The following is a 23,660-nucleotide window of genomic DNA, read 5'->3' on the forward strand; positions in this document are numbered from 1 at the left end:
TCACTAATCGATTGGCTGTTACCTACCATCGATAGGCGATGATGTCACTGGCGTGGCGCGCGACGAGCGCGCGGAGAGGCAAGTGCATGCACCCGACAGGGGATCAGGAAACGCCGTCGACGGGGGAGACCCGCATCAGTGGGACGGAGGAGGCCCGTACCTATGAATCGATGCGAGCGCCGGTCCACACCTCGTCCTACGCACGGCCCACCTCACAGATGGTGGGAGCCCTCAAGGACGTGAGCGCGGCGACGGCCTGCGCGAAGCTGCATCAGATGGGCATCACCCGCACGTTCATCGACGGTCCTGTGCCGCTGCACCGCGAACCGGACGTCAAGATCACCGGCGGTGCCGTGACGCTGCAGTTCCTGCCGCAGCGCGAGGACGTCTTCAACGGGGCGGAGCAGGAGGACATCGAGCGCAAGACCGCGCTGTGGGGGGTCCTCGAATCCATCCAACCCGGCGACGTGCTCGTCGTCTCGGCCCACGGCAGCCACTTCACCGGCTGCCTCGGCGACATGCTGGTGCGCTACTTCAAGCTGCGCGGCGGCGCCGGGATCGTGGTGGATGGACGGATACGGGACGCGGCCCGGGTCCGCGCGCTCGGCGTGCCCATCTGGTGCACCGGCGTCACCCCGCACTACGCCTCGCAGACCGAGCTGTTCCCGTCCGCGTTCAACGTGCCCGTCGGCGTCGGCGGCTCCCTGGTGACGCCCGGCGACCTGATCGTCGCCGACGAGGACGGCGCCGTCGTCGTGCCGCAGCGGAACGCGATCCCGCTCGCCGAGGACTCCCTGCTGCACCAGGACCGCGAGGCGTTCGCGCGCCGCCGCCTCGACGAGGGCGGACGCCTCTCCGACTACTACCCGCTCACCGGCGAGGGCATGACCGAGTACCTGGCCGGCCGGTCCGCCACCTGAGTTCCGGCGGACCGCTCGGACGCGAGCCGGCGGCTTTCGACGTGGGCCCGCCGGCAGTGCGTTCGGCCGCTCGATGCGCGGGCCCTAACGGGAGAGGGATGCGAGGCTCGCCAGCAGGTGGGCGGATTCGGGGTGGTGGAAGTCGGAGTGGGCCCCCGCCGGAGACAGCCGGCTCACCCGACCGCCCCGGAAGCGCCAGCCCGCGTCGATGTCGACGATGCGGTGGTCGAGCAGTTCGCGCGTGTACGGCTCGTCGACGGTGAGCATCCGTGTGGGGTAGTGGGGCACCGGTGTCGTGCCCACTCCGGAGTGGCCGATGCCGGGAGCCCCCTCCGCCCTCAGATGCCAGAAACCGGTGGCGCGGTCCCAACGGGAGTGGGTCAGGGCAAGCGGGCCCTGCAGGGGAGCGGCGGGCCGGTCGTCAGTGGCGAAGAGTGTGGGGAACATCGTGTCGAGGCTGTTGCGTGGCGCGGCCATCTGGAAGACAAGGGCGCTGTCCACCGTGAACGGCCGGCGGGGGTCGGCCGGGTGGGACCAGCCGAGGACGCGAGGGCGTTCCGGTGCCTCGGCCGCCCACTGGACCGCCTCGCACAGGAACCGCCCACCGAAGGAATGTCCGAGCAGGTGCAGATACTGCCCGTTGCGGTTTCTCAGCACCGCCGGGTCACCGGGGTCCGTCCGATGGGTGTCCAGGTAGCCCAGCAGGTGCCCCAGGACATGGGCGGCCTGTCCGGTTCCCGGGGCGCTCATCGCGTGCGCGCGTTCACGGATGCGACGGTAGCCGGCGGGGCCGGGCAGGCTGGAGGACGGCCAGCAGATGACCACACACCAAGGCCGGTACCCGCCCTCCAGCCCGGCATACAGGTCGGGACGTGCGGTGGTCAGTTCCTGGGCCTGCCGGAGCAGCCGGCTCGCGCTGCGCACGGCCACGCTCGGAGAGGTCTGCCAGCCGTGCGCGTACACGTACAGATCCGTCGCCTGCTCCGGGACGCGCAACTCGCGGGCGAGATGCTCCGCCAGCCGGTCGGGGCGGATGGGAGCCGAGGAAGCGGACGAGCGGAGTCTGCCCTTCTCGTCCAGGTGGACGACAGCCGGCGCCACCACCGGTCCGCCGCTGTGGCCGAGCCCGCCGGCTGCTTGTCGGGACCGTTTCACCGGGTCTTCTCCAGTCTGCTGTCGATGCCGCAGTACACCGAGTACGCCAGGCCCAGCGGGTTGTGGAACCGGTTGGCGTACCAGCGGACCAGTCCCATCGCGATCTCGCCCGCCGTGCTGTCCCCGCTGAGATACCGGCCCAGGAACTCCAAGGCGTACTCGGACGCGAAGAGCTGGGGTATGTCGAACTGTGGCCCGATCACCCCGTCCGCTCCCAGGTTGACCAGCGCCGCTCCCAGGTGCTTGATACCGGGCTCAGGCGCTGTCTGTCCCGTGTAGCAGGCGTTGAGCAGTACGAAGGGGCGGAAGAGCGCATCGCCGGAGCTTGTGTGCCGGCGACGTTTCCTCAGGACGAGATCGGCGTCGATGGGCTGGCTGTCGGTGAGCTTGACCGCCAGATGGGGGTGCGGTGATCCGTTTTCCACGAATGCGCCGTGGCACCAGAAGTACATGACGTCGTCGTGCAGCACCGGGGCGGCGAGATCGCCGAGCAGCTCCTCCGAGTCGGTCCGTACGGTGAGCTGGGAGCGTTCCTCCAGCAGTTTGCGCACTTCCGGTGCCCGGCCGACGGTGTCGAGCGTGACGTCGGTGTTGAGGCTGGTGACGGGAAGGGGACGTGCCAGGGCCTCCCGCTGGGTGCTGGGGAATGCCTGCGCACCGGTCTGTTCGATCTGGTGCCGGTAGCCGAGGAATCCGTGCAGGAGCGGGGCGCCGTCGGGCGGTTCGACGGCCAGCATCGGCCAGGGCAGGTGCAGGTCCGAGTCGAACGAGACGCGCAGGCCCTCCTGTCCCGCGAGCGTGTCCAGCAGGAAGGCACGCAGCTCGGTCATCCGGTGGTCCGCTCCCTCCAGCAGGCGTTCCAGGAGGTGCTGACCTTCATCGGCGAGATCTTCCGTCAGGCCGTGGGAGAGTTCGGCGTGCGCGGAGAGGTCCACCTCGTCGCTGAAGAGGTGCCCGCCCAGGGGCATGCCGTCCGCGTCCCGGGGCTGGTAGTGCACCAGCCGACTGCTCCACACGGTGCGGAGCCGGGCCGCTGCCTGGAGAAGCTCGCTCGCGGAGATGTTGAGGTAGGTATTCGGGGTCCCGCGCTGTGGCGTACGGCTGTTGGTGAGGAGAGCCGACAGATGCAGCCGCTCGGGACTGTGCTGACGGAGCATCACCACGAGGTCGAGGGGCTGCTTGGCACGGACCGGGCTGCCGGGACGCCGCTGTCGCGGGGGCAGCGCCGTGAAATCGAGCGAAGGATTGTGGAGGACGTCCACGGTGAGTTCCTTGACCACCTGCTCAATTCCTCCCAGGGATGTCGGAAGCGGAACGAGAACATGGGTCGCCCGTCACGTCGATGCCGGTCTCGACGTCCTGGAGCACGACGCCCATGTCACGGTCGTAGACGGTGAGGCGCAGGCGGTGCTCGCCGGGTTCGGACGCGGTGAACACGAAGACGGCGGGCCGGCCCCCGGACACGTACTCGGCGATCGGGGGCTCCACCGTGGCGGCCGAGCGCGTCGCGGCCACCAGGAGCAGCAGAGGCAGCGGCTGTGCCGATGACGGCTCCTCCTGCCCCGAAGGCTCCTCGGACGGCTGGACGTCCGCCTCGTCGGATCCCGGCTGCTCGATGTCCGTCTCGCCGGTACGTTCCAGACGGACCTCCACGTCGACCGCTTCTCCGACGTTCACCTCACCGGCCAGGAGCCTCAGTTTGATCGTCCACGAAGGGTAGGCCGCGGCCAGCCGTTCCCGTACCTCCTGGACCTTGGGGTGGCCGTGTCCCAGTACCCGCTCCCAGTCGGCCGTGAGGCGCCTACCGGCGACGGGTCCGTCGCCGGCACCGGCGGCCACACGGGCGAAGTAGGCGCCGGTGCGACTTTCGAGGGTATCGGGGTGGTTCTGCCCGAGGACCTGCGCACGCCCGGAGGAGACCGCCGTGAGGAGCACTGCCGCCCGCTCCCGGTCTCCCGCCTCTCCGTATGCCCTGGCGAGCGCGTCGATGGCGGTGGGATGGCCGGCATCCTGCATGGGCTTCCGGCAGGCGAGCACGGTCGGCAGCGCGTCCCGGCCCATCGAGTGGGCGTGACCGACACCGTCCGGTGTATCGGGATACCCGAGGCCGAGGACCCTTGAGCGGTCGGCGATCACGGCCTCGAAGAGGGTGATCGCGCGACCGGTGTCGCCGGCCAGCAGACGGACGTAGGCGAGCCGTTCGCGGCTGGCGAGGGTCCTGTCGTGGTCGACGCCGAGGGCCCGGACATGGTCGGCGACCAACTGCTCGCACAAGGAGACGGCGTGGTCCGGGGAACTGCCGGGCAGTGAGACCAGGATCAGGGCAAGAGCGCTGCGGGCGTGCAGGGTGCAGTGGTGGTCGGGGCCGTGCACCCGGTGGGAGTCCTCGACCAGCTCCTCGTACAGTGCGGCCGCACGGGCGTGGTCACCGGCTTCCCGGCAGGCAAGAGCGAGGTCGGCGCGTCCCGTCAGGGTCTCCGGGTGGTCCTCCCCCTGCAGCCGGGTACGGTCCGAGACCAGGACCTCCATCTCCCGCACCGCTGTCGCGTACTGACCCACCAGCCGACGTGTGATCGCCAGTCCACGCCGGCACCCCAGTGTGTCGACATGGTCCGCGCCCTGCACCCGTTCGACGTCCGCCAGCAGCTCCACGTACGACCTGAGGGCCTGCGGACGGTGACCGGCACGGCGGTGAGAGATGGCGAGCCACTTCCGCGTGGCGAGCGTGTCGGGGTGGTCCGCGCCGAGGACCCTGCGGCGATCCGCCACCAGGTCCTCGTACAGGGCCAGACAGCGGTGGTGGTCACCGGCCAGGCGGTGGGCGTCCGCCAGCAGTTCCCGCCGTGCGAACGTGGCGGGGTGGTCGGGGCCGTACACCCGGCGGGAGTCGGCGACCAGCTCCTCGTAGAGCGCGACCGCACGGGCGTGGTCACCGGCGTCCTGACACGCATAGGCGAGATTCGCACGGCTCGCCAATGTCGCCGGGTGATCGGCGCCCTGGATCCGGGTGCGGTCCGTGACCAGGGCCTCCATCTGCCGCACCGCCGCCCCGTGGCGCCCCGCCCTCTGCAGGGAGAAGCCCAGCCCGTTGCGGCAGAGCAAGGTATCGAAGTGATCCTCGCCCTGCACCCGTACGAGGTCCGCCAACACCTCCTGCCAGAGCTCCACCGCCCGCCGGTGGTCACCGGCCGCGTTGACGGCACCGGCCAGATCCCTGCGTGTGTTGAGCACCTTCGGGTGCAGAGGTCCATGGATCCGGGTCAGATCGGTGACGAGTCGCCGGTACTCGGCGACCGCGCTGCGGGGTGCGTCCGCACGCCGGCAGGTGTAGGCGAAGTTGGAGCGGCTGATCAGAGTGCTCGGATGGTCCGCGCCCTGGATCCGCGTTCGGTCGGCGACCAGCGCCTCGTACGCACGAAGGGCTTCGGCGTACCGTCGCGCGGACAGCCATGCCCCGGCCAGGAGCTCCCGGGTGAGCACCGTATCGGCGTGATCCGGGCGCGCCACGCGGAGTTGGTCACGCAGCAACTCCTCCAGGAGGCGGGCCGCACGTGCGTGATCCTCGGCTGCGCCGCAGGAGAGAGCCAGCTCCTGCCGCATCCGGAGTGTGGTGGGGTGGTCGGGGCCGTACACCCGGCGGGAGTCGGCGGCCAGCTCCTCGTAGAGCGCGACCGCACGGGCGTGGTCACCGGCGTCCCGGTACGCATAGGCGAGATTCGCGCGGCTCGTCAGCGTCGCCGGGTGATCGGCGCCCTGGATCCGGGTGCGGTCCGTGACCAGGGCCTCCATCTCCCGCACCGCCGCCCCGTAGCGACCCGCCTTCTGAAGGGAGAAGCCGAGCTCGTTGCGGCACGACAAGGTGTCGATGTGGTCGGTGCCTCGCACACGGGCGGAGTCCTCGACGAGCCCCTCGAACATGCTGACGGCCTGGCGGTGGTCACCCGCTTTCCGGTGGGCCACGGCGAGGAATCCGCGAGTCTGGAGCGTGCGTGAGTGGTCCTGTCCGAGGACCCGCTTGTGCTCTTCGGCCAGCTCGCCGAGCAGTTCCGCGGCGCGGCGGGCGTCCCCTTCGTCGTACCACGTCAGCGCCAGCGATTCCCGGGCACTGAGCACGTCGGGATGCCGAGGGCCCTGGACGCGGATCCGGTCCTCTATGAGCCGCTCGTCCAGGGCGGCCGCCCGCCTGTGGTCGCCGGCGCGTCGGTGGGAGAGGGCGAGCCAGGCGCGGATGTTCAGTACGTCGGGGTGGTCAGGACCCTGTACACGGGTGTAGTCCGAGAGCAGTTCCTCGAAGCCGGCGACGGCGCCGGTGGTGTCTCCGGCCAGGTCGCGCGCGTGGCTGAGGCCGATCCGTGCGCCGAGCGTGTCCGCGTGGTCGGGGCCCAGGACGCGGGCGCGGTCGGCCACGAGGGCGGCGAACTCGGCCACGGCGGCGTCGAACCGTCCTGCGAGCCGCAGGGTGTACGCCAGTGTGCTGCGGCTCTCCAGGGTGTCGGGGTGGTCCGCGCCGAGCACCCGGACGCGGTCCGCGATGACCGTCTCGCACCAGGCCATGGCTTCGGCGTGATCACCCGCCTTCCGGTACGTGTACGCCACGCTGTCACGCGCTTCGAGGGTGGCGGGGTGGTCGGCCCCCTGCGTACGTGTGCGGTGCGACACCAGCGCCTTGAACAGCCGCGCGGCCTGGTCGTACTCCCCGGCCTCCACGTGCGCGAAGGCGAGGCCGTCGCGCGTGTCCAGGGTGGCCGGATGGCTCGCCCCCTGGACGCGGGAGCGGTCGGCCACGAGACTGCGGTATGCGCTGATCGCACGCCGGTGATCGCCCTGGGCCCGGTACCCGGAGGCGAGTTTCCTGCGGTCGTCGAGTGTCGCCGGGTGGTCCGGGCCCTGGACACGCGTCCGGTCCGCGACGACGCCTTCGAGCTCCCGCACCGCCCGGCCGGCATCGCCGGCCCTTTGCCGTGTGACGGCGAGATCGGCCCGGGTCCCGATCGTGTCGGGGTGATCGGCGCCCAGGAGCCTGGTGCGGTCCGCCGCGATGGATTCGAGGCCGGCGATGGCCGACCGGTAGTCCTTCGCCCCCCGCTGCGCATGCGCGAGCCAGCCACGGCTGGTCAGGGTGTCCGGATGGTCGGCGCCGAGTACCCGGGCCCGGTCGGTGATCGCTTCCTTGTACAGCAGGATGGCCCGAGGATGGTCGCCGGCATCCGAACACGCGTAGGCAAGGCTGTTTCGGCTGTCGAGCGTCGAGGTGTGGTCGGCGCCGAAGAACGCCGTTCGGTCCTCGACCACGGCTTCGTAGTCCATGACCGCACGCCGGTGGTCGCCCGCCATCTGACGGGCATAGGCGAGCCCGTCACGGCTGTCGAGCGTGTCGGCGTGTTCCCGGCCGAGGACACGGGTGCGGTCGGCGACGACCGCCTCGAACTCCCGGACCGCCGTCTGGTGGTCGCCGGCCTTGCGAAGCGCGTACGCGTAGGTGTGACGGCTGGCGAGGGTCGCCGGATCGTCGAGGCCGAACAGGCGGACCCGATCGGCGATCAGGCCGCGGCACAGCAGCACCGCCTTCTGGGGATCGCCGTCCGCGCTCTGTACGTCGGCGAGGGTGTCCCGGCTGTCGAGGGTCGCGCGGGCATCGGGTCCCCGCAGCTGGGTGAGGCCGTCGACGACGGCCTCCATCAGCGTGACGGAGAGCATCTTCTGATCGCGCTCGATCAGCTCCCGTGCCGCCCGCTCGTAGAGCTGAACGGTGCTCTCGCGAGGCCGCCGGCCGGTCGGCCGGTTGGCGGCCAGTGCCTGGATGTGCGGGAGGATCTCCTGCCAGCGAGCCTGCACCGTCCGCTCGGTGCGCGGGCCGTCGGGTACGGACCGCAGGAGGGCCGCCTCCGCCCAGTCACGGCCCGTCTCCAGCAGGGAGTGGTCGGATTCGTGCCTCGGGCCGGACAGGAGCGGGCTGCGCAGTGTGGTCTGGACGAGCCGGTGCACGGTGATGTCCTGATCGGTGAGCGTGATCAGGTTGTATCCGGCGAGCAGGCTCAGAGCATCGTCGATCGCCGACGGTCCGATGGCCGCCGGCTCCGTCTCCATCGGCACCGAGAGTGCGGCACGCGGTACGGCCTCGGGCGCGTACCAGGCAAGAGTGTGGAGCAGTCTCGCGGCCAGGGGCGCGCTCCGCTCCAAGGTCCGGAGCGTCGTACGCCAGATACGGGCGATGGTCCGGTCGGCGTCGTGACCCGCGCCGGCGGCGTCCAGCACCGCGGTGGGCGTCTGTGCGAGAAGGGCTCGGTACGTGGCGAAGGACATGCCGGTCTGCCGGAGATAGGCACCTGCCTGCGCGAGTGCCAGAGGCAGGTGGCCGAGCTCCGTGGCCAGGGCGTCGGCCTCCCGGACCTCGTCCCCGGTCGGCTCCCTTCGGGGCACGGCCAGACGGCACAGCAGGCTCACCGAAGGCCCCGCGGCCAGCACGTCGATACGCAGCGGCTGTGCGCTGGGGCGCCAACCGTCCGCGCGGCGGCTGGTGACGAGTTGGTGCCCGTGGCCGTGGAGTCGTCCGAGGTAGGGGTTGAGGTCCGCGGGGCTCTCGGCGTTGTCGAAGACGAGGAGCCAGCCGTCGTGGGACTGGAGCCAGAGGATCGCCCACTCGGTCTGCTGGTCCGGTAACGCGCCGAGGGCCCAGCTCGGGTGGAGGAAGACCGCGAGATCGGCGAGGGCCGCGTCCACCTGCTCGCAGCTCTCGGCAACGATCCACCAGACAAGGGTGTAGTCGGAACGATGCTCACGGGCGTACCGCAGTGCGAGCGACGTCTTGCCCACTCCGCCCAGGCCGTGCAGCGTCTGCGGCTGAGTGATGATCCCCTCGCCGAAGGCGAGGGCCCGCCGGATGCCCGCCACGTCGCCGGTCCGGCCCACGAAGGTCTCGGTCATGCTCAGTGGCAGGTTGTCCATACCGGGCGGGGCGTCGATGGTGGCGGCGGCGGAGACCGCCTCGGGCGGCACACTGGCCCGGCGCTCGGTGTGTGGGTTGCCACTGGCTTCGGCCGGCGTCTGCGAGCGGCGCACCACAAGGATGTCCGAATAGGGCTGCTCGGCCACTCGCCACTGGTGCAACCGCTCAGCCGTGATCACATCGCCCCCTTGCTTGCCCGCATCCGGGAAGCCGCACAAAGTTCCCCGAACTCACCGTCTCGTCATGCTAGCTAAGCCCCTGACACCGTGTCATGTGATCGGTGGCGGGATGCCCGCACGACTCGCGCGCCGAATTCCACCGGCCCCGGGCTCGGTCAAGAGCCGCGCGGCTCCCGGCTGTCGGAGTCACCAGCCGATGTGCCCGTCCCCGTGGTGGCCGGGGCCGCCTGCGCCGCCCTCGGACCAACTGCCCGGGTCCAGGTCGTGGCCGAGACCGTGGCCGCCGGTGGTGAAGTCGGCGTAGAGGTCACTGAGTTCGCCGAGGAGTTGGCGGGTGAGGACATCGGCGCCGGTGGTCAGTGCCGCAGCCAGTTCCTCGTCGGCGACCGGGGCCGCTCCGGCGGTTGCGGGGGTGAGACGGTGCGCTGCGGCGAGGGCGGCCATACGGCGGCGGTCGGTGCTGCCGCGCAGTCCAGGGTAGGCGGCAGGGGCGAGGCGCGCGGCCTGGGCGAGCACGGCGAGGGTGAGGTCGCGGTCGGCGGTGGACCTTGCGGAGCCGGAGCGGACCACGCTGTCGAGGCGGGTCAGCAGCGCCCGGCGGCGCGGCAGGTCCACGGAGAGAATGTCGTGGCGGGTACGGCCGCTGGGATCGCGCCACCGACGGACCCGGACCGCCTTCTGGTCCTGCAGCCGGGAGAGGTACTCGACGGTCAGGGAGCGCGGTGTCCGGCGCAGCCAGTCCATGAGGCCGGGCGGGGGAGCAGCCGCGCCGAGACTGTGCAGGACATTGCTCAGGCGGCGGTCCTCGACGGGCCGGGTGTCCAACACCTCGATCCGCCGGCGCCCGACGGCGATCCGTCCGGCCAGGCCCAGATCCGCCAACTCCGAGGCCCGCAGGGCGAACCGGAGCCGTTCCTCGCCCCGTATCCGTATGCGCTGCCTGCCCGGAACTATCGCGAGCAGGAGCAGTTCATCCCCCGTGGTCATACGTGTCAGGGTAGGCGCGGCGGTTCGGCGGAGGGGAGCACTCCGCGCTTCGAGGGAGCTACCGCGCCGGCTTCCCCGACCGGCTTTGCCCTGCGTCCGCCGAGCCCGGGGAAGCAGGGATTCCCAGCCTGCCGGCTGTACCGGAGCGTCTGCTTCTGGGAGGCCGAGCCCGGATGCACAGGTCTTTCCGGCAGGACCTGCATGGGCCGTCACGGCCTGCTGACATGGTTGAACTGCCCAGGGCCTGGCGGGCGAGGAGATGGGCATGCACACGTCTTGACTGGTGGCCGCTGCCGCACGCACCGTTGCTGGGCCGTTCTTTCCAAGGGGGGTACGTGAACAGCAAATGGCTCGGTGCGTGTACGGGGCTGGCACTCTTCGCCGTGGTGGGCGCCTTGCCGGCGCCCGCCTCCTCCGAGCCGCGGCCGGGGCCGACGCGTGCCCTGCCGCTGGGCGCCGTCGGCTTGACCGAGACCCGCAGCACGCGGACGTTGCAGCCGGGTGTCACCCTCACACGGATCGTGCGCGGTGCCGACGCCCCGGCGCTTGCGTGGACGGTCGAGGTCTCCATACCCGGCGGCGCCACCTCGCCGGACCCCGACGCGCCGCCGACGGCGCTGAAGGACCGGGCGAGCGCCGACGAGCTGGCTGCCGACTTGCAGGACGACGGCTTCGACGCCCGGGTCGAGGAGGTCACGACTCCGGCGGTCGCCGACTACGCGGGAGGAACGCTTGGATGGCGGGTCCGGGTCGGGCAGTTCGACTCGCAGTCCACCGGGACGGCGGAGCGCACCCGGCTGAGAGGGTCCGGGTACGCAGGGTCCGTCGTGTACACCGGCTGGGACGGGAACCCGGCGGACCGTGGCCCGTGGCGCATCGACGTGCTCACCATCGACCCGGACCGCTTCCGCGGCGGGCTCAGGGCATCGTACGGTTCCGATCTGGAGAACCGGGAGAAGACCAGCGAGCTGGCAGCCGCCGCCGGCGCGACCGCGGCGGTCAACGGCGGGTTCTTCGTCCTCGACCCGAGCGCCGGAGCACCGGGCGATCCGGCCGGCATCGGCGTCTACGGCGGCCGGCTGCTGAGCGAGCCGGTGAACGGCCGCCCCGGCCTGGTGATACGCGACTCCGGCCGGCACAGCGGGGTCGCCCGGCTCACCTGGAAGGGACGGGTCGTCGGCCGGCACGCGTCGCAACCCCTGGACGGCGTCGACCGGGTACCGGGCTTGATCAGGAACTGCGGCGGCACCGCCGACGACACACCGACCTCGCTGCCCCTGCACGACGTGACCTGCACCGACCGCGACGAACTCGTGGCGTTCACGCCGGACTACGGGCGGCGGACGCCGCAGGGCGACGGCCTGGAGGCCGTACTGGACGCCCGCGGGCGGGTCCTCGAACTCCGCTCACCGCGCGGCGGATCGCTGCCGGCCGGCGGCAGCTCCGTGCAGGCGACCGGCGCGCGCGTCGCCGGGCTGCACGCCCTGGCGCAGATCGGCTGCCCCCTGCGCATCGAGGGGACGTTGCGGGACGGCAGCGGTCGCAAGGTCTCCCCGTCACCGGCGACCAGCATCTTCAACGGCGGCCCCGAACTGGTCCGCGACGGGCGGCTGCACGTGACGCCTGCCACCGACGGAATGGTGCAGCCCGGCAACGCGAGCTTCTACTACGGCTGGGTGCACAAGCGGAACCCACGCACACTGGCCGGGGTGGACAACGCCGGCAGGACCGTGTTCGTCACCGCCGACGGACGCGGCACGGATGCGCTGGGGCTGAGCATCCCCGAGAGCGCCGCCGTCGCCGGAGCGCTCGGCCTGCGCGACGCGGTCAATCTCGACGGCGGCGGGTCGACCACCATGGTGGTCGACGGAGAGGTGATCAACCACCCGTCCGACGCGGCCGGTGAACGCCCTGTCGGAGATGCACTGCTGATCCTGCCGGACCGGGGCTGACCCGGCCCGGTCCGAGAACACCGGAACCAGTTGCCACCAACCGCCGGGAGCCGCCATGACCGCCGTCCCGATCCGCCGATCCCGCCTCCTGCTCGTCCTTGCCGCGCTGCTGCTCGCCCTCGCATCGACCCCGCCGGCCCTCGCCACCGCGTCGACAGTGTCACCTGCCTGGGCGGCGGGCGGGTCAGGGGTCCCGTCCCGGGGGGCCGAGGTCGTCGCGGTCACCCAGGTCGCCGACCGGCAGGTGGACTTGTCGGTCCGTTCACCGGCCCTCGGCGGCCGGACGGTGAACGTACGCCTGCTCACGCCCGATGGCTGGGACCCGGACGGCCGGAGCCGGCACTGGCCGACGCTCTGGCTGCTGCACGGCTGCTGCGGGGACTACACGTCATGGACCGCTCGGACCGACATCGCGCGGACCGACAGCCTGCGCGACGTCCTCGTGGTCATGCCGGAGGCCGGCTGGAACGGCTGGTACAGCGACTGGTGGAACTACGGCCAGGGCGGTGACCCGGCGTGGGAGACCTTCCACACCAAGGAACTGCGCCTGCTCCTTGAGCACGGCTGGGGGGCGAGCAGGAACCGCGTCGTGGCGGGACTTTCGATGGGTGGCCAGGGCGCCCTGCTGTATGCCGCCCGGCACCCCGGGATGTTCAAGGCGGCCGCGGCGTACTCCGGTTCCGTGCACCCGCTGCTCGACGAGGAGTCGACCGACCGCATCATGGGGTTCTTCGCCGGCCAGGGCAACGACCCGCTGAGGGTCTGGGGCGACCCGGCCGCGCAACGTGACGTCTGGGCGGCCCACGACCCGTTCCACCTGGCCAAGCGCCTCACACCGATCCCGGTCTACCTGTCGTGCGGTGACGGCACCTCCGGCCCCTTGGACCCGCCGGGCGGCACGAGCGCGCTCGAGACGGACTTCAACAGACAGAACCAGGCCCTTGCGAGCGAGCTCGAACGCAAGGGCGCGAAGCATGTGACCACCAACTTCTACGGACCGGGGACCCACGGCTGGCCTTACTGGCAGCGTGAGTTGCACTCCTCGCTACCGATACTGCTCGGGGCCCTGAGGGCCAACGGCTGAACGGCCGCGTGCAGAACGCATCGGCCGTCCGTCGCCGCCTTCGAAAGGCCCTCGGCCATCGCCATGCTCACCGGGTGTTCCCGCTCGGTGAGCGCGGCCGGCGGATCGGCTCGCCGATCTGATTCATGGCGAGACGCAGGTGAGGCTCTCACCGAGTCCACTCGTCACACCCACATGGCGGGGCTCTCTCGCCCGTCGGTCCCGTCGGACAGCACCGACCACACCCCGGGCCGGCTCCTGTGGGGTTCGGCGGGACCTCAGTCCGTGGACCCGCCGGACATCCCGGCACCCGCGTATACGCGGCTCGCGAACTCGGCGATCTGTTCGTCGCTCAGATTCTTCGCAAGATTTGCCTCCGTGATCATGCCGACGAGACGGTGGCCGCCCTGGACGTCTATCACCGGCAACCGCTTGATCTGGTGTTCCTCCATGGTCGTCAGGACATCGCCGGCGTCCGCTTCGGCATCGATCCAGTGCACCTTGGCCTTGAGCGATCCGGCCTGCACGGTTGCCGGGTCGATACCCTCGGCGCAGCATTTGACGACGATGTCACGGTCGGTGATCAAGCCTGTGAGCTTGTTGTTGTCGCCGCAGATGGGTAGGCAACCGACGTTCAGATCGCGCATCATCTTCGCCACGTCGAACAGCGACTGGTGCGCACCGACGCACTGCACGCCGCCGGACATGATGTCTCGCGCTCGCAGTTTCTCAGCCATGATTTCCTCCCGTTCCGACAGCGTTGCCTCCCCGTCATCGATCACAACACGAATGGCTCAACACCGCTCCTCAAAAGCGTCGGCGATACAGGGATCCCGAGCGTCGCGCCCGACCGGATCGGACCCGAGCGGCCGAGGAGGACATCGGGAAGGGCCTTGTCGGTGCTGCCGGCTCCTCGGTCAAAGCGCCCGGGGCTCATGAACCTGGAACTGGTGCGGGTTGCCGTTGCGGCTGCCGGTCCGCAGGGTCCGGCCGACGGCCCTACCGTGTCGCCGGCGGGGGAGCGGCTACCCAGGAATCGGCTGCCTCCTTGTCGGAGTCGAGCACGTCCTCACCGTAGAGATCCTGTAGCCAGTTGGTCTGGTAGATGGTGTCGAGGTAGCGCTCGCCGAGGTCCGGGCCGACGGCCACCGCGGTGAGTTCGCGCGCGTCATGCCGGGCCAACCAGTCCGTTGCGCCGCTGATCACCGTGCCGGTGGAGCCACCGAACAGGAATCCGCGCCTCGCCAGACGATGGCAGGCACGTATGGTGTCCGCCTCCTCGACATGAATCACCTCGTCGACATAGGACTCGTCGAGCAGCGGCGGACGCATGCTCATGCCCAGACCGGGAATCATCCGGCGGCCCGGCGAACCGCCGAAGGACACCGAGCCGACGCTGTCCACCGCGATGATCCGCACCGGCCGGTGCCATCCCCGGAAGTAGCGCGCACAGCCCATCAGGGTCCCGGTGGTGCCGGCTCCGACGAACAGTACGTCCAGCCGCGGGAACTGACGGGCCACCTCCGGCGCGGTCGTGCGGTAGTGCGCCTTCCAGTTGCTCGGATTGGTGTACTGGCTGAGCCATACATACCGGTCGTCGGAGGCGCACAGCGCGCGGAGATAATCGAGCCGCGCGCCGAGAAAGCCGCAGTCGGCCTCCTGCTCGGTGATCACATGCACCTGGCTGCCCAACGCCTCCATCATCATTCTGTTCGACAGATTGCCGCGGGAGTCCGTCACACACAGGAACCGGTAGCCCTTGCTCGCCGCGATCACGCTCAGCGCCACGCCGAGGTTTCCGGACGAGGACTCGACCAGGATCGATTCCGGCGTCAGGATTCCATCCCGCTCAGCGGCCTCCACCATCTCGGTCGCGGCCTTCAACTTGATCGAGCCGGCGAAGTTGAAGCCCTCACACTTCAGGAAGAGCGAGTGCCCGAAGATCGACCGGAGGTCGACATAGAGATTCTCTTCGTTGAAGGCGTAGGGAGTGGAAATGACGGGCACCATGATCTCCTCTGTCTGGAGCAGAGCACTTTCGCTGGAGCAGAGCACTTTCGGAACCATCCGGCCGTGGGCGGGGTCCTCGCTCGTGCGGGCGAGACCCCGTCTCCAACCGGTGGGACACGGCCCTGTGTCAGCGGCCGCTGTCTCGTGTGTCAGGACCTGCTGCTACGTGACTGGTGGTCTCTTCCGGGATCAGCCTCGAAGGAGCATCCTGCGCTCTCGGCCGGCTCATCCGTACCGGCTCAGTTCGTGGAAGAAGTCCTCGACGACATGCAACTCTCCGGAGCGGGCCACTTCGGTGTACACGTACTTGCCCACCGCGAGGTCGAGCACCCCGAGGCCGAAGGGTGAGAACACCACCGGCCGGTCCGTCGGCACCGTCACCCGCCCGGACATCACGTCGTCCAACGTGCCGTGCAGGAAGTCCCGGTTTCCCGTGAGTTGCTCGGCCAGATGCGGCGACGTGTCGGCCTTGAGGCAGTGCTCGACGTCATCGACGATGTTGGTCGAGGCGAGCAGGATCTCCGGCGCGAGGTCGCGCAGCGACACATGGAGCACCAGCGGATTGTGTGCGAACCATGACAGGTCACTGACGTGCGGTTGACCGGCGACCGTGGCGAAGACGACCAGGTCGCTGTTGCGGATCAGCTGCTCGGCGCTGTCGTGCACGGTGATTCGGCCGGGGGTGTCCGACTGCTCCAGGTAGCACCGGAAGCCTGCCGCGCTGTCGGCGGACAGGTCGTGTACGCCGATCTCGTCGAACGACCAGCCGGTGCCGACCAGGAAGGCGTGGATGTAGCGGGCGATCAAGCCCACCCCGAAGAACCCGACGCGCGTCGGTCGCGGCCGGTCGCGGCTGAGCCAGTCGGCCGCCGACGCCGCCGACGCGGCCGTCCGGGTGGCGCTGATGATCGAACTCTCCAGACATGCGAACGGGTAGCCGGTGTCGTGGTCGTTGAGGATCAGCACCGCCGATGCTCTTGGGATGCCGGCCGTCACGTTCTCCGGGAAGCTGGAGATCCATTTCAGGCCGTCCACCCGTGTCTTCCCGCCGATCGAGGCGGGCAGCGCGATGATCCGGGAGGACGGGCGGTCGGGGAAACGCAGGAAGTACGACGGCGGGTTCACCGAATCGCCGGCGCCGTGCACCCGGTAGGTGGCCTCGACCAGCTCCGTGATCCGCTTCTCACATCCGTGCAGCGTGCGCCGGACCTGGGCACCGGAGATCACCGCGAACGGTGGAGCGGTGATCGGTGCGACCTTTGCGGGCTCTCTCGTGGTGGAATCGACAGTGGTCATCGCGTGGCCACCTCCACGGTCGGCGAGCAGTCGTCCAGACGTACCGGATCGGCCATGGCGACGAGCACCTCGCGCGGTCCCTCGAAGGGCTCCCTGCTGTGTGCGGTGCGGACGTTGTCGACGATCATCAGGTCGCCGGCCTGCCACGGTTCGCGTGCGGTGTTCGCCTCGTAGACGCTGTTGAGCAGCTGCACGACGTCCTCGCCGATCGGGTCGCCGTTGCCGAAGCGGGTGTTGAACGGCAGCCCGTCGGCGCCGTAGACGTCCACCAGGTACTCGTGCACCTCGGGGGCCATCGTCCACTCGTTGAGGAAGGCGATCTGGTTGAACCAGCAGCGTCGGCCGGTGACCGGGTGGCGCACCACGGCGCTGCGGCGCTGTCTGGTGCGTAGTCCACCGTCGGGCTGCCACTCGAACGTGATCGCGTTGGCGCGACAGTAGCGCTCGACGGTGCCCCGGTCCTCGGTGCCGAAGGCCTCGGCGATGGACGCGCCGATCTCGTCGTTGTAGCTGCGGGTGAGCAGCCAGCCCTCGTGCTCGAACCGCTCGGTCAACTCGGTGGGCAGTGCGTCGAGCACGGTCGGTGAGTCGGCCACCGCGGTCGCCCCGCCGTCGGTGGGCGCGCTGAGACAGGCGAACATCATCAGGCCGGGGAACTCAAGCGTGTAGCTCAGTTCGTGGTGCATGCACATGGGCTGGTTCGGCGGCCACTTCGATGAGGAGTACACCCCGTCGGAGTAGGCCTGCCGGGGCGCGAAGGCCTCCTGCTCGGTCATCAGACCGGTGGCCAGCTTCGAGAAGACGGCTCCGGTCTCGGCCGCGTCACGCAGCCCGAGGCCGCGGACCAGGACCGAACCGTGCTCGGCGACGACTGCGCGCAGCGCGTCCCGGTGCTCGGCCGCCCAGGCCGGCGCGTCGCCGGTGACCTCGGCCCGCAGCCGTGGCGGTCTGCCGGATTCCAGTTCCACGTCGACCAGCGACGCCGTGGATGTGGACGACATCTCGATCTCCTTTCAACTGACACTCAGGAAGAAGCGAACAATTCGGTGGCCTGCAGCACAGCCTTTGCTGCCTCGGCCGGACGGGTACGCAGGAAGTAGTGGCCGCCGTCGGCGAGCTCGTGCAGGTCGACCTGTCCGGCCAGAAGCCGCCAGTCGCGGTACCGGCGCGGGTACTCCGCCGTGCTCGGATCGTCCGCGGCAACGACCACGGTGACCGGCGCGGAGAGCTTCTGCGCGGGCGGGCGCTCCAGGGCGTCGGCGAAGTAGCGGTGTGCGGACACGCAGTCGTGCCGGTAGGCGGCGCCGACGTGCTCGGCGTGCCGCGCGCCCAGCTCACCGAGCGCGGTGCAGCCGCCGTCCGTGCTCAGGTCCGCGGCGATCTCGGCGTTGCTCCGCCCGGTCAGCTCGGTGATGGTGGTGCGCCGGGCGTCGGCGTCACCGAGCAGTTGCGCGCCGAGGAACACCCGTTGGACGTCCACCCCGCGCTCCTGCAGCTCTCTGGCCGTCTCCACGGCCAACGCGGTGCCCGAGGAGTGGCCCCACAGCAGGACCCTGGTCAGGCCACGCCCGATGATCTCGTCGACGACCTGCTCGACCACCTGTGTCATCGGCGCGAGCGGCTCGCCCTCGGCGGCCACGTCGTGACCGGGCAGCTCGACGGCGTAGACCGCCGGTCCGCCCTCCGGCAGCGCCCTGGCCATCGGCTGGAAGTTCACCGCGTTGCCGCCGGCGTAGGGGAAACACACCAGGGCTGCGGTCTGCGCACCGTCCGATTCCGACAGCGGCTGAAGCAGCCCGGCACGCCGCTCGGACCTGCCGTCGACCAGCCCGGCCAGATCGGCGAGGACCGGGTGACGGGTGACGTCCTTGAGGGACACCGCACGGTCCAGGACGATGGCCAGCTTTACTGCCGACAGCGACGTGCCGCCCCGGTCGAAGAAGTGGTCCCGCCGTCCGATCTGGTTCTGCGGGATGCCGAGCACCTTCGCCCATGCGGCCGCCAACCGCTGTTCGGTCGGCGTATCCGGCGCGCGGAAGTCGTCCCGGACGACATCGAGTTCTCCGGCGAGTGCCTGCAGAGTCCTTCTGTCGATCTTGCTGTTGGCCGTCAGCGGCAGAGTCTCCCGCCAGTGAAAGGCCGACGGGACCATGTACGCGGGCAGCGACTCACCGAGCCGGTCCAGCACGATGTCGACATCGAGCGGCCGCCGACCGGAGTAGAACGCCACCAGGTGCTTGCTCTGGTCGGCCCGCTCGGCGACCACGACCGCACCGTCACGGACACCGGGCACCCGCAACAGGGTGTTCTCGATCTCGCCGATCTCGATCCGGAAGCCGCGGATCTTCACCTGGGTATCGCGGCGGCCGAGGAACTCCAGCTTTCCCTCGGGCGTCCAGCGGCCGTAGTCGCCGCCCCGGTAGAGCCGGGCGCCCTCGCGGTGCGGATCGGCCAGGTAGGCCTGCCGGGTGCGCTCGGGGTCGTTGACGTATCCGCGGCCGACGCAGACGCCGGAGAAGACGATCAGACCGGGGGCTCCGAGCGGCACCGGGATCAGGTGCTCGTCGACGACGTAGACGTGCACGTTGTTGACCGCGGGACCCAGCAGGACCCGGTCTCCGTGGGGCACGCGGTCCATGACCTCGTGGTTGGTGTCGTCCGAGGTCTCGGTCAGCCCGTAGGCGTTGACCAGCTTGATCCCGGGCTGGGCGGCGAACCAGCGCTGCACGAGCTCTTTCTTCAGCGCCTCGCCCGTGACCGACACGCACCGCAGGTCCGGCAGCTCACGGGAGTGCTGATCCAGCCAGGACACGACCACGTCCAGGTAGGAGGGTACGACCTGGAGGACGGCGACCCGGCCGTCGACGATCTTGTCGACGAACCGCTGGACGTTCAGGATCACCTCCTGCTCCACCAGCAGGGTCCGCCCCCCGACCAGGAGCCCGGACACCAGCTGCCACAGCGAGATGTCGAAGCATTGGGGTGCGGTCTGGGCGACCACCTGTCCCTCGCCGATCTCCAGGTCGTCGATCTTGGCGTAGAGGTGGTTCAGCATGCCCGCGTGCTCGCACATCGCGCCCTTGGGCTCACCTGTGGAGCCGGAGGTGAAGTAGATGTAGGCGAGCTGGTCCGGTGCGACGTGGAGGCCCAGATCATCGTCGGCATGGTCTTCCTCGTAGGCCGCGCCGACGAAGAGCTTCCGGACCCCGGGCAGTGAGTCGAGGGCCCGGTCGAGCGTGGAGGTGCTGCCGGGTTCGGTCAGCACGAGCCCGCATGCGGCACGGGAGAGCATGGTCGCGAGGCGGTCGGCCGGGAAATGCGGCTCGATGGGCAGGTACACGCCGCCGGCCTTGAAGACCGCGAGGACGGCGGCCATCCAGTCCAGGTTGCGCTCGGTCACCACCGCGACGACACCTTCGGGGCGCAGCCCCCGCGCCAGCAGGGCTCGTCCCACCCGGTTGGCGCGCGCGTTGAGTTCTCGGTACGTCAGTTGCAACTCCCCATGCACCGCGGCGACGGCGTCCGGATGTGACGCCACCCGCTGCTCGAACAGTTCATGGAACCGGTGGTCCGGAAGTTCCCGGTGTGGACCGGCGAGTTCTTCGAGCTGGAAGTGGAGTTCCTCGGCGGAGAGCAGGCTCTGCCGCCCGTGCTCGGCGTCCGGATCGGCGGCGATCAGCGCGAGTGCGGTGAGGTGGTAACCGGCGATCCTGACGGCGCAGTCCTCGTCGAGCGCGTCGGTCCGATACCGCAGCCGCAGCACAAGGTGGCCGCCGCGCTGCGAAATCCCCACCCACAGCTTGGTGTCGCCGGCGACATCGCCGCCCATGCCATGCGGATCGAACACGACCTCGATCGACGGCTCGGCCAGGTCCAGTTCGCGCCTGAGCTCATCGACCGGGAAGTCCTTGTGCGCCAGCAGATCCGACGCGGCTCGATGGGCGTCCAGCAGCAGCGTCCGCCACGAGCCGGGCTCGGTCGTCAGCCGGCAGAGCAGCGGCCGGCCGCCCTCCGCACTGACATATCCGGTCGCGACCTCGTGCTCGCCGGACAGCGCGGCGATCACCTTGGCGTGCGCTGCCAGCAGTACCGAGTCGAGCGGCACCGCCAGGTCCTCGGCCAGCCGGCCCAACGCCGCCGCGAGGTCGTCCGGGATCGGCGCCTCGTGTTCGCCGACCCCCTTCACCGGATTGAGCGTCCACCGCGGGATTTCGGTGAATCCACCGGCGACGAGCACATCGCGCCAGAATTCCCGGTCGGCCTGCGCTTGCATTCCCATCTGGCCGTCCCTCTCCATTCGCCTTCGCTACCGTGCTGTTCCGCGCTGACAAGGGCGGAGCTGCTATCCCTTCCGCGTCAGCGCCTCGGGCTGATTGGGGGCATCTCGCATCTCCGCGGCGGGGTTTCCTCCCCAGCGTGCGTGCGGGGGGACCTCTTCGCCTTTCATGAGGAAGGAGTCGGGTGCGAGCACCGCGCCGATGCCCATCGTCACGCCGTAATGGACATGGGCTCCCACACCGATGGTGCAGCCGGCGCCGAGGGTGCTGCGATCGGATTTGAAGGTGCCGTCCTCCTGCGAGTGGCACTGGATCTTGCTTCCCGCATTGAGCGTGCAGTCGTTCCCGATGGTGGCGAGCGTCCGCTCCGTCATATAGCAGCCGTCATCGAAGACCCTGCTGCCGATCCGAACACCCAGCATCCGCCAGATCACGTTCTTGAAAGGGGTGCCGTTGAAGATGTTGAGGTAGGTGTCGGGCACCTTCCAGAGGCGCTCGTGCCACCAGAAGTACGGCTCGTAGATGGAGCACACCTGTGGTCGCAGCGCGCGGAATGCCGCGATGCCGCGCTCCACCAGTACGAAGTAGACAGCGGTGAACCCGAGGCTGAACACCAGGAACGCGGCGATCAGCACATGCCCGTAGGAGTCGTACAGTTCGGCGTTGGCCAGGCCGAGCATCGTGAGCACGAAGAGGTGCAGCCACCGCACGAGCAGGAAGAGGACCATCGAGCGGATGTTGTAGTGGTTCTTCGCAGCGAGGCTGCGGCGCAACTCGTCGCCGGTGCGCAGGTGGTCGAACCGGGAATCGCGCTCGACCGACCGGGGAATCTCGAAGCAGGGCGAGCCGAGCAGGCCCACTCCCTCGCGCAGCTCGCCTTCGAGCGGAACCATCACCTTCGTCGCGAGGAGACAGTTCTCGCCCGTCCTGGCCCCCGAGGGATAGGCGATGTTGTTCCCGAGGAAGTTGTATGACCCGATCGAGGCCCGGGACACCCGGAAGGACGTGCTCGAATAGTCGGCGTTGATGATGGAGAGCCCGTCGGCGACCATCGTCCCGCTCCCGACCGAGCACAGAAACGGGGTCTCGTGTTGCACTTCCGTGCCGAAGTTCGACCCGGTCTGCTCGACCCGGGACAAGTCGTATCCGATGCCGCGCAAGTAGTGGACGATGTAGGAGCTGTCACCGAACAGCCAGGTGAAGAACTTGATGTTGGTCATGCGCCCGATCGCCCGGTGCACCGAGTAATGAAACCCGTACAGCGGATAGACCTTGTCCGGCTCGACGACCAGGTTCAGCAGGCGCGGAACGGTGAACATCACGGCCAGGCCCACGACGACGAAGCCGAAGAACAGCAGCAGGGAAAGGACCAGCGCGTCGATGTAGAGATCCGGCGATGTGAAGTCCACCGTGCCCGGCCCCAGCCGGTTGTGCAGCGCCGGGACCAGGGTCACCAGCATGTACGCGCCCCCGACAGCCAGTGGCACGTAGAGGAAGAACAACTGGAGCACGGTGAGGAGACCGAAGCCGGCCCGGCGCAGTGTGCCGCAGGCGGCCGGCTCGATCCTCAGGTAGTCGTGCTCCGCGAGCTGTGCCGGGGATCCGTGCCAGCGCTGACCGTCCGGGACCGCCTGGCCGCTGTACAGCGTGGACGTGTGGCCGAGTTGAGCCCCGTCGCCCATCGACGTGTCGATGTCGAGCACGGTCTTCTCACCGATGAACACGTCCCGGCCGAGGGTGACCCGGCCGGTCTGGATACGGCCGGCGTGCGCCCGGTAGCAGAGGAAGAACGAGTCCTTGCGGATCACCGTGCCGGCGCCGACGCTGAGCAGGTCGGGGCAGACCGGAACGCTGCGGGAGAGGATCGTGACCCCTTTGCCGATGCGTGCGCCCAGTGCTCGCAGGTACAGCACGTACAAGGGATTGCCGACGAAGAAGATCATCGGGTTGGCGTGGATCAGCACCTTGACGGTCCAGAAGCGCAGATAGGTCAGACCCCAGACCGGGAAATCGCGTGATTTCCACCGGCCGATGAGGAGCCATTTGGCCGCGATGGGGAAGGTGCACAGACCGACGAAGCCGACGCCTCCGAAGACGAACGACCGCAGGTAGACATCGATCACACCCGACCCGGCGGAGACCCATGTATAGCCTCGGTCGGCAATCATTCCGGCGAGGACGGAGTATCCCAGGAAAAGCAGGAACTGCAGCGCTCCGCAGAGGGCGTACCGCACCGTGCCGGCCGGGGTCACCACCTCGGTCGGCGCCGGGACCGACGGCTCGACGGGCGCGGCGTGCGCGAGCCCGGTCGCCAGGCTGCGGATCGTCGGATGCCGGTAGATGTCCTTCATCGACGCCGAGGGGAGGTCCGCCCGCTTCCTGACTCGTGCGCAGAAGTGGGCCATCACCAATGAGTTGGCGCCGAGGTCATCGAAGAAATGACTGTCGATCGACACCCGTTCGACGCACATGACGTCAGCCAGCACTTCGGCGAGGTTCATCTCGATGCCGGTCTCCGGGCTGGTGTACTCGCGTATACCGATTGCGGATTCATCCGGCCCGGGGGTCAAGACGTCGAGGGGTTTCTCCTCCATGCGAGCTCCTTGAGGAACTTTCGAGTGTCGCCGCCATGACGGTCGGCGCCCCGTACTCGCGTTTTTCGATTGCCGGAGCGAGTGGTCCGGAATTCATGAGGTCGGAATCTGTTGTCCGGATCCCAAACCGCTGCCTCAGTCTTAGCTGTCCACCGTCGGGCTGCCACTCGAACTCGGTCGCACTGGTGCGGAACTGAGGGCTGTCCCGTAATCCCTGGCGGGCGTGCGGCGACAGCTACGGCACCGCGCCGCGTTGTCGGAACGCCCGAATACATCCAGTA

13 protein-coding genes are annotated in these 23,660 nt (G+C 69.5%); 3 read left to right on the plus strand and 10 right to left on the minus strand.

Translation table 11 applies throughout. From position 1 onward, the window contains the following. Positions 1 to 170 precede the first annotated feature (170 nt). Positions 171 to 920, plus strand: coding sequence for a ribonuclease activity regulator RraA (locus tag ACFV8T_RS28930; RefSeq protein ID WP_385333094.1), 750 nt, complete (start codon positions 171 to 173; stop codon positions 918 to 920). An 84-nt stretch (positions 921 to 1,004) separates the two neighbouring features. On the opposite strand, the gene ACFV8T_RS28935 is transcribed toward ACFV8T_RS28930, so the two are convergent. From ACFV8T_RS28935 to ACFV8T_RS28950, 4 genes are all read right to left on the minus strand, one after another. Next, entirely contained in the window at positions 1,005 to 2,075 is a 1,071-nt protein-coding gene (locus ACFV8T_RS28935) for a hypothetical protein (protein ID WP_385333096.1), read from the minus strand. Next, positions 2,072 to 3,355 carry a hypothetical protein gene (locus ACFV8T_RS28940; protein WP_385333099.1) on the minus strand — a complete coding sequence of 428 codons (1,284 nt, stop codon included), beginning with the start codon at positions 3,353 to 3,355 and terminating at the stop codon, positions 2,072 to 2,074. The genes ACFV8T_RS28935 and ACFV8T_RS28940 overlap by 4 nt, the downstream gene beginning before the upstream one ends. A gap of 4 nt (positions 3,356 to 3,359) precedes the next feature. Further along, positions 3,360 to 9,200: an FxSxx-COOH system tetratricopeptide repeat protein gene (gene fxsT, locus ACFV8T_RS28945; protein WP_385333101.1), complete on the minus strand. Its 5,841-nt coding sequence runs from the start codon at positions 9,198 to 9,200 to the stop codon at positions 3,360 to 3,362. Positions 9,201 to 9,386: 186 nt separating this feature from the next. Next, positions 9,387 to 10,187, minus strand: coding sequence for a GPP34 family phosphoprotein (locus ACFV8T_RS28950; protein WP_385333104.1), 801 nt, complete (start codon positions 10,185 to 10,187; stop codon positions 9,387 to 9,389). A gap of 335 nt (positions 10,188 to 10,522) precedes the next feature. On the opposite strand from ACFV8T_RS28950, the gene ACFV8T_RS28955 reads away from it, so the two are divergent. Next, positions 10,523 to 12,139 (plus strand): phosphodiester glycosidase family protein, encoded by a 1,617-nt coding sequence (locus tag ACFV8T_RS28955; RefSeq protein WP_385333106.1) that lies wholly within the window; start codon positions 10,523 to 10,525, stop codon positions 12,137 to 12,139. Positions 12,140 to 12,194: 55 nt separating this feature from the next. Next, positions 12,195 to 13,223 carry an alpha/beta hydrolase gene (locus ACFV8T_RS28960; RefSeq protein ID WP_385333109.1) on the plus strand — a complete coding sequence of 343 codons (1,029 nt, stop codon included), beginning with the start codon at positions 12,195 to 12,197 and terminating at the stop codon, positions 13,221 to 13,223. Positions 13,224 to 13,480: 257 nt separating this feature from the next. Here the strand turns inward: ACFV8T_RS28960 and ACFV8T_RS28965 are convergent, their stop codons facing one another. From ACFV8T_RS28965 to ACFV8T_RS28990, 6 genes are all read right to left on the minus strand, one after another. Continuing rightward, positions 13,481 to 13,939, minus strand: a complete 459-nt coding sequence (locus tag ACFV8T_RS28965) for a CBS domain-containing protein (RefSeq protein ID WP_385333112.1) — start codon at positions 13,937 to 13,939, stop codon at positions 13,481 to 13,483. A 262-nt stretch (positions 13,940 to 14,201) separates the two neighbouring features. After that, entirely contained in the window at positions 14,202 to 15,209 is a 1,008-nt protein-coding gene (sbnA, locus tag ACFV8T_RS28970) for a 2,3-diaminopropionate biosynthesis protein SbnA (protein ID WP_385333142.1), read from the minus strand. Positions 15,210 to 15,437: 228 nt separating this feature from the next. After that, positions 15,438 to 16,508: a 2,3-diaminopropionate biosynthesis protein SbnB gene (sbnB, locus tag ACFV8T_RS28975; RefSeq protein ID WP_385333115.1), complete on the minus strand. Its 1,071-nt coding sequence runs from the start codon at positions 16,506 to 16,508 to the stop codon at positions 15,438 to 15,440. Beyond that, on the minus strand, positions 16,505 to 17,509 hold the full coding sequence (locus tag ACFV8T_RS28980) for a TauD/TfdA family dioxygenase (RefSeq protein ID WP_385333118.1): 1,005 nt from the start codon (positions 17,507 to 17,509) through the stop codon (positions 16,505 to 16,507). Before ACFV8T_RS28980 ends, sbnB begins: the two co-directional genes overlap by 4 nt. A 23-nt stretch (positions 17,510 to 17,532) precedes the next feature. Next, positions 17,533 to 20,787, minus strand: coding sequence for an amino acid adenylation domain-containing protein (locus tag ACFV8T_RS28985; RefSeq protein WP_385333120.1), 3,255 nt, complete (start codon positions 20,785 to 20,787; stop codon positions 17,533 to 17,535). A gap of 63 nt (positions 20,788 to 20,850) precedes the next feature. Further along, positions 20,851 to 23,379 (minus strand): Pls/PosA family non-ribosomal peptide synthetase, encoded by a 2,529-nt coding sequence (locus ACFV8T_RS28990; RefSeq protein ID WP_385333123.1) that lies wholly within the window; start codon positions 23,377 to 23,379, stop codon positions 20,851 to 20,853. Positions 23,380 to 23,660: the final 281 nt, after the last annotated feature.

Origin of the sequence: Streptomyces sp. NPDC059832 (assembly GCF_042731715.1) — a bacterium.
GTDB lineage: Bacteria > Actinomycetota > Actinomycetes > Streptomycetales > Streptomycetaceae > Streptomyces.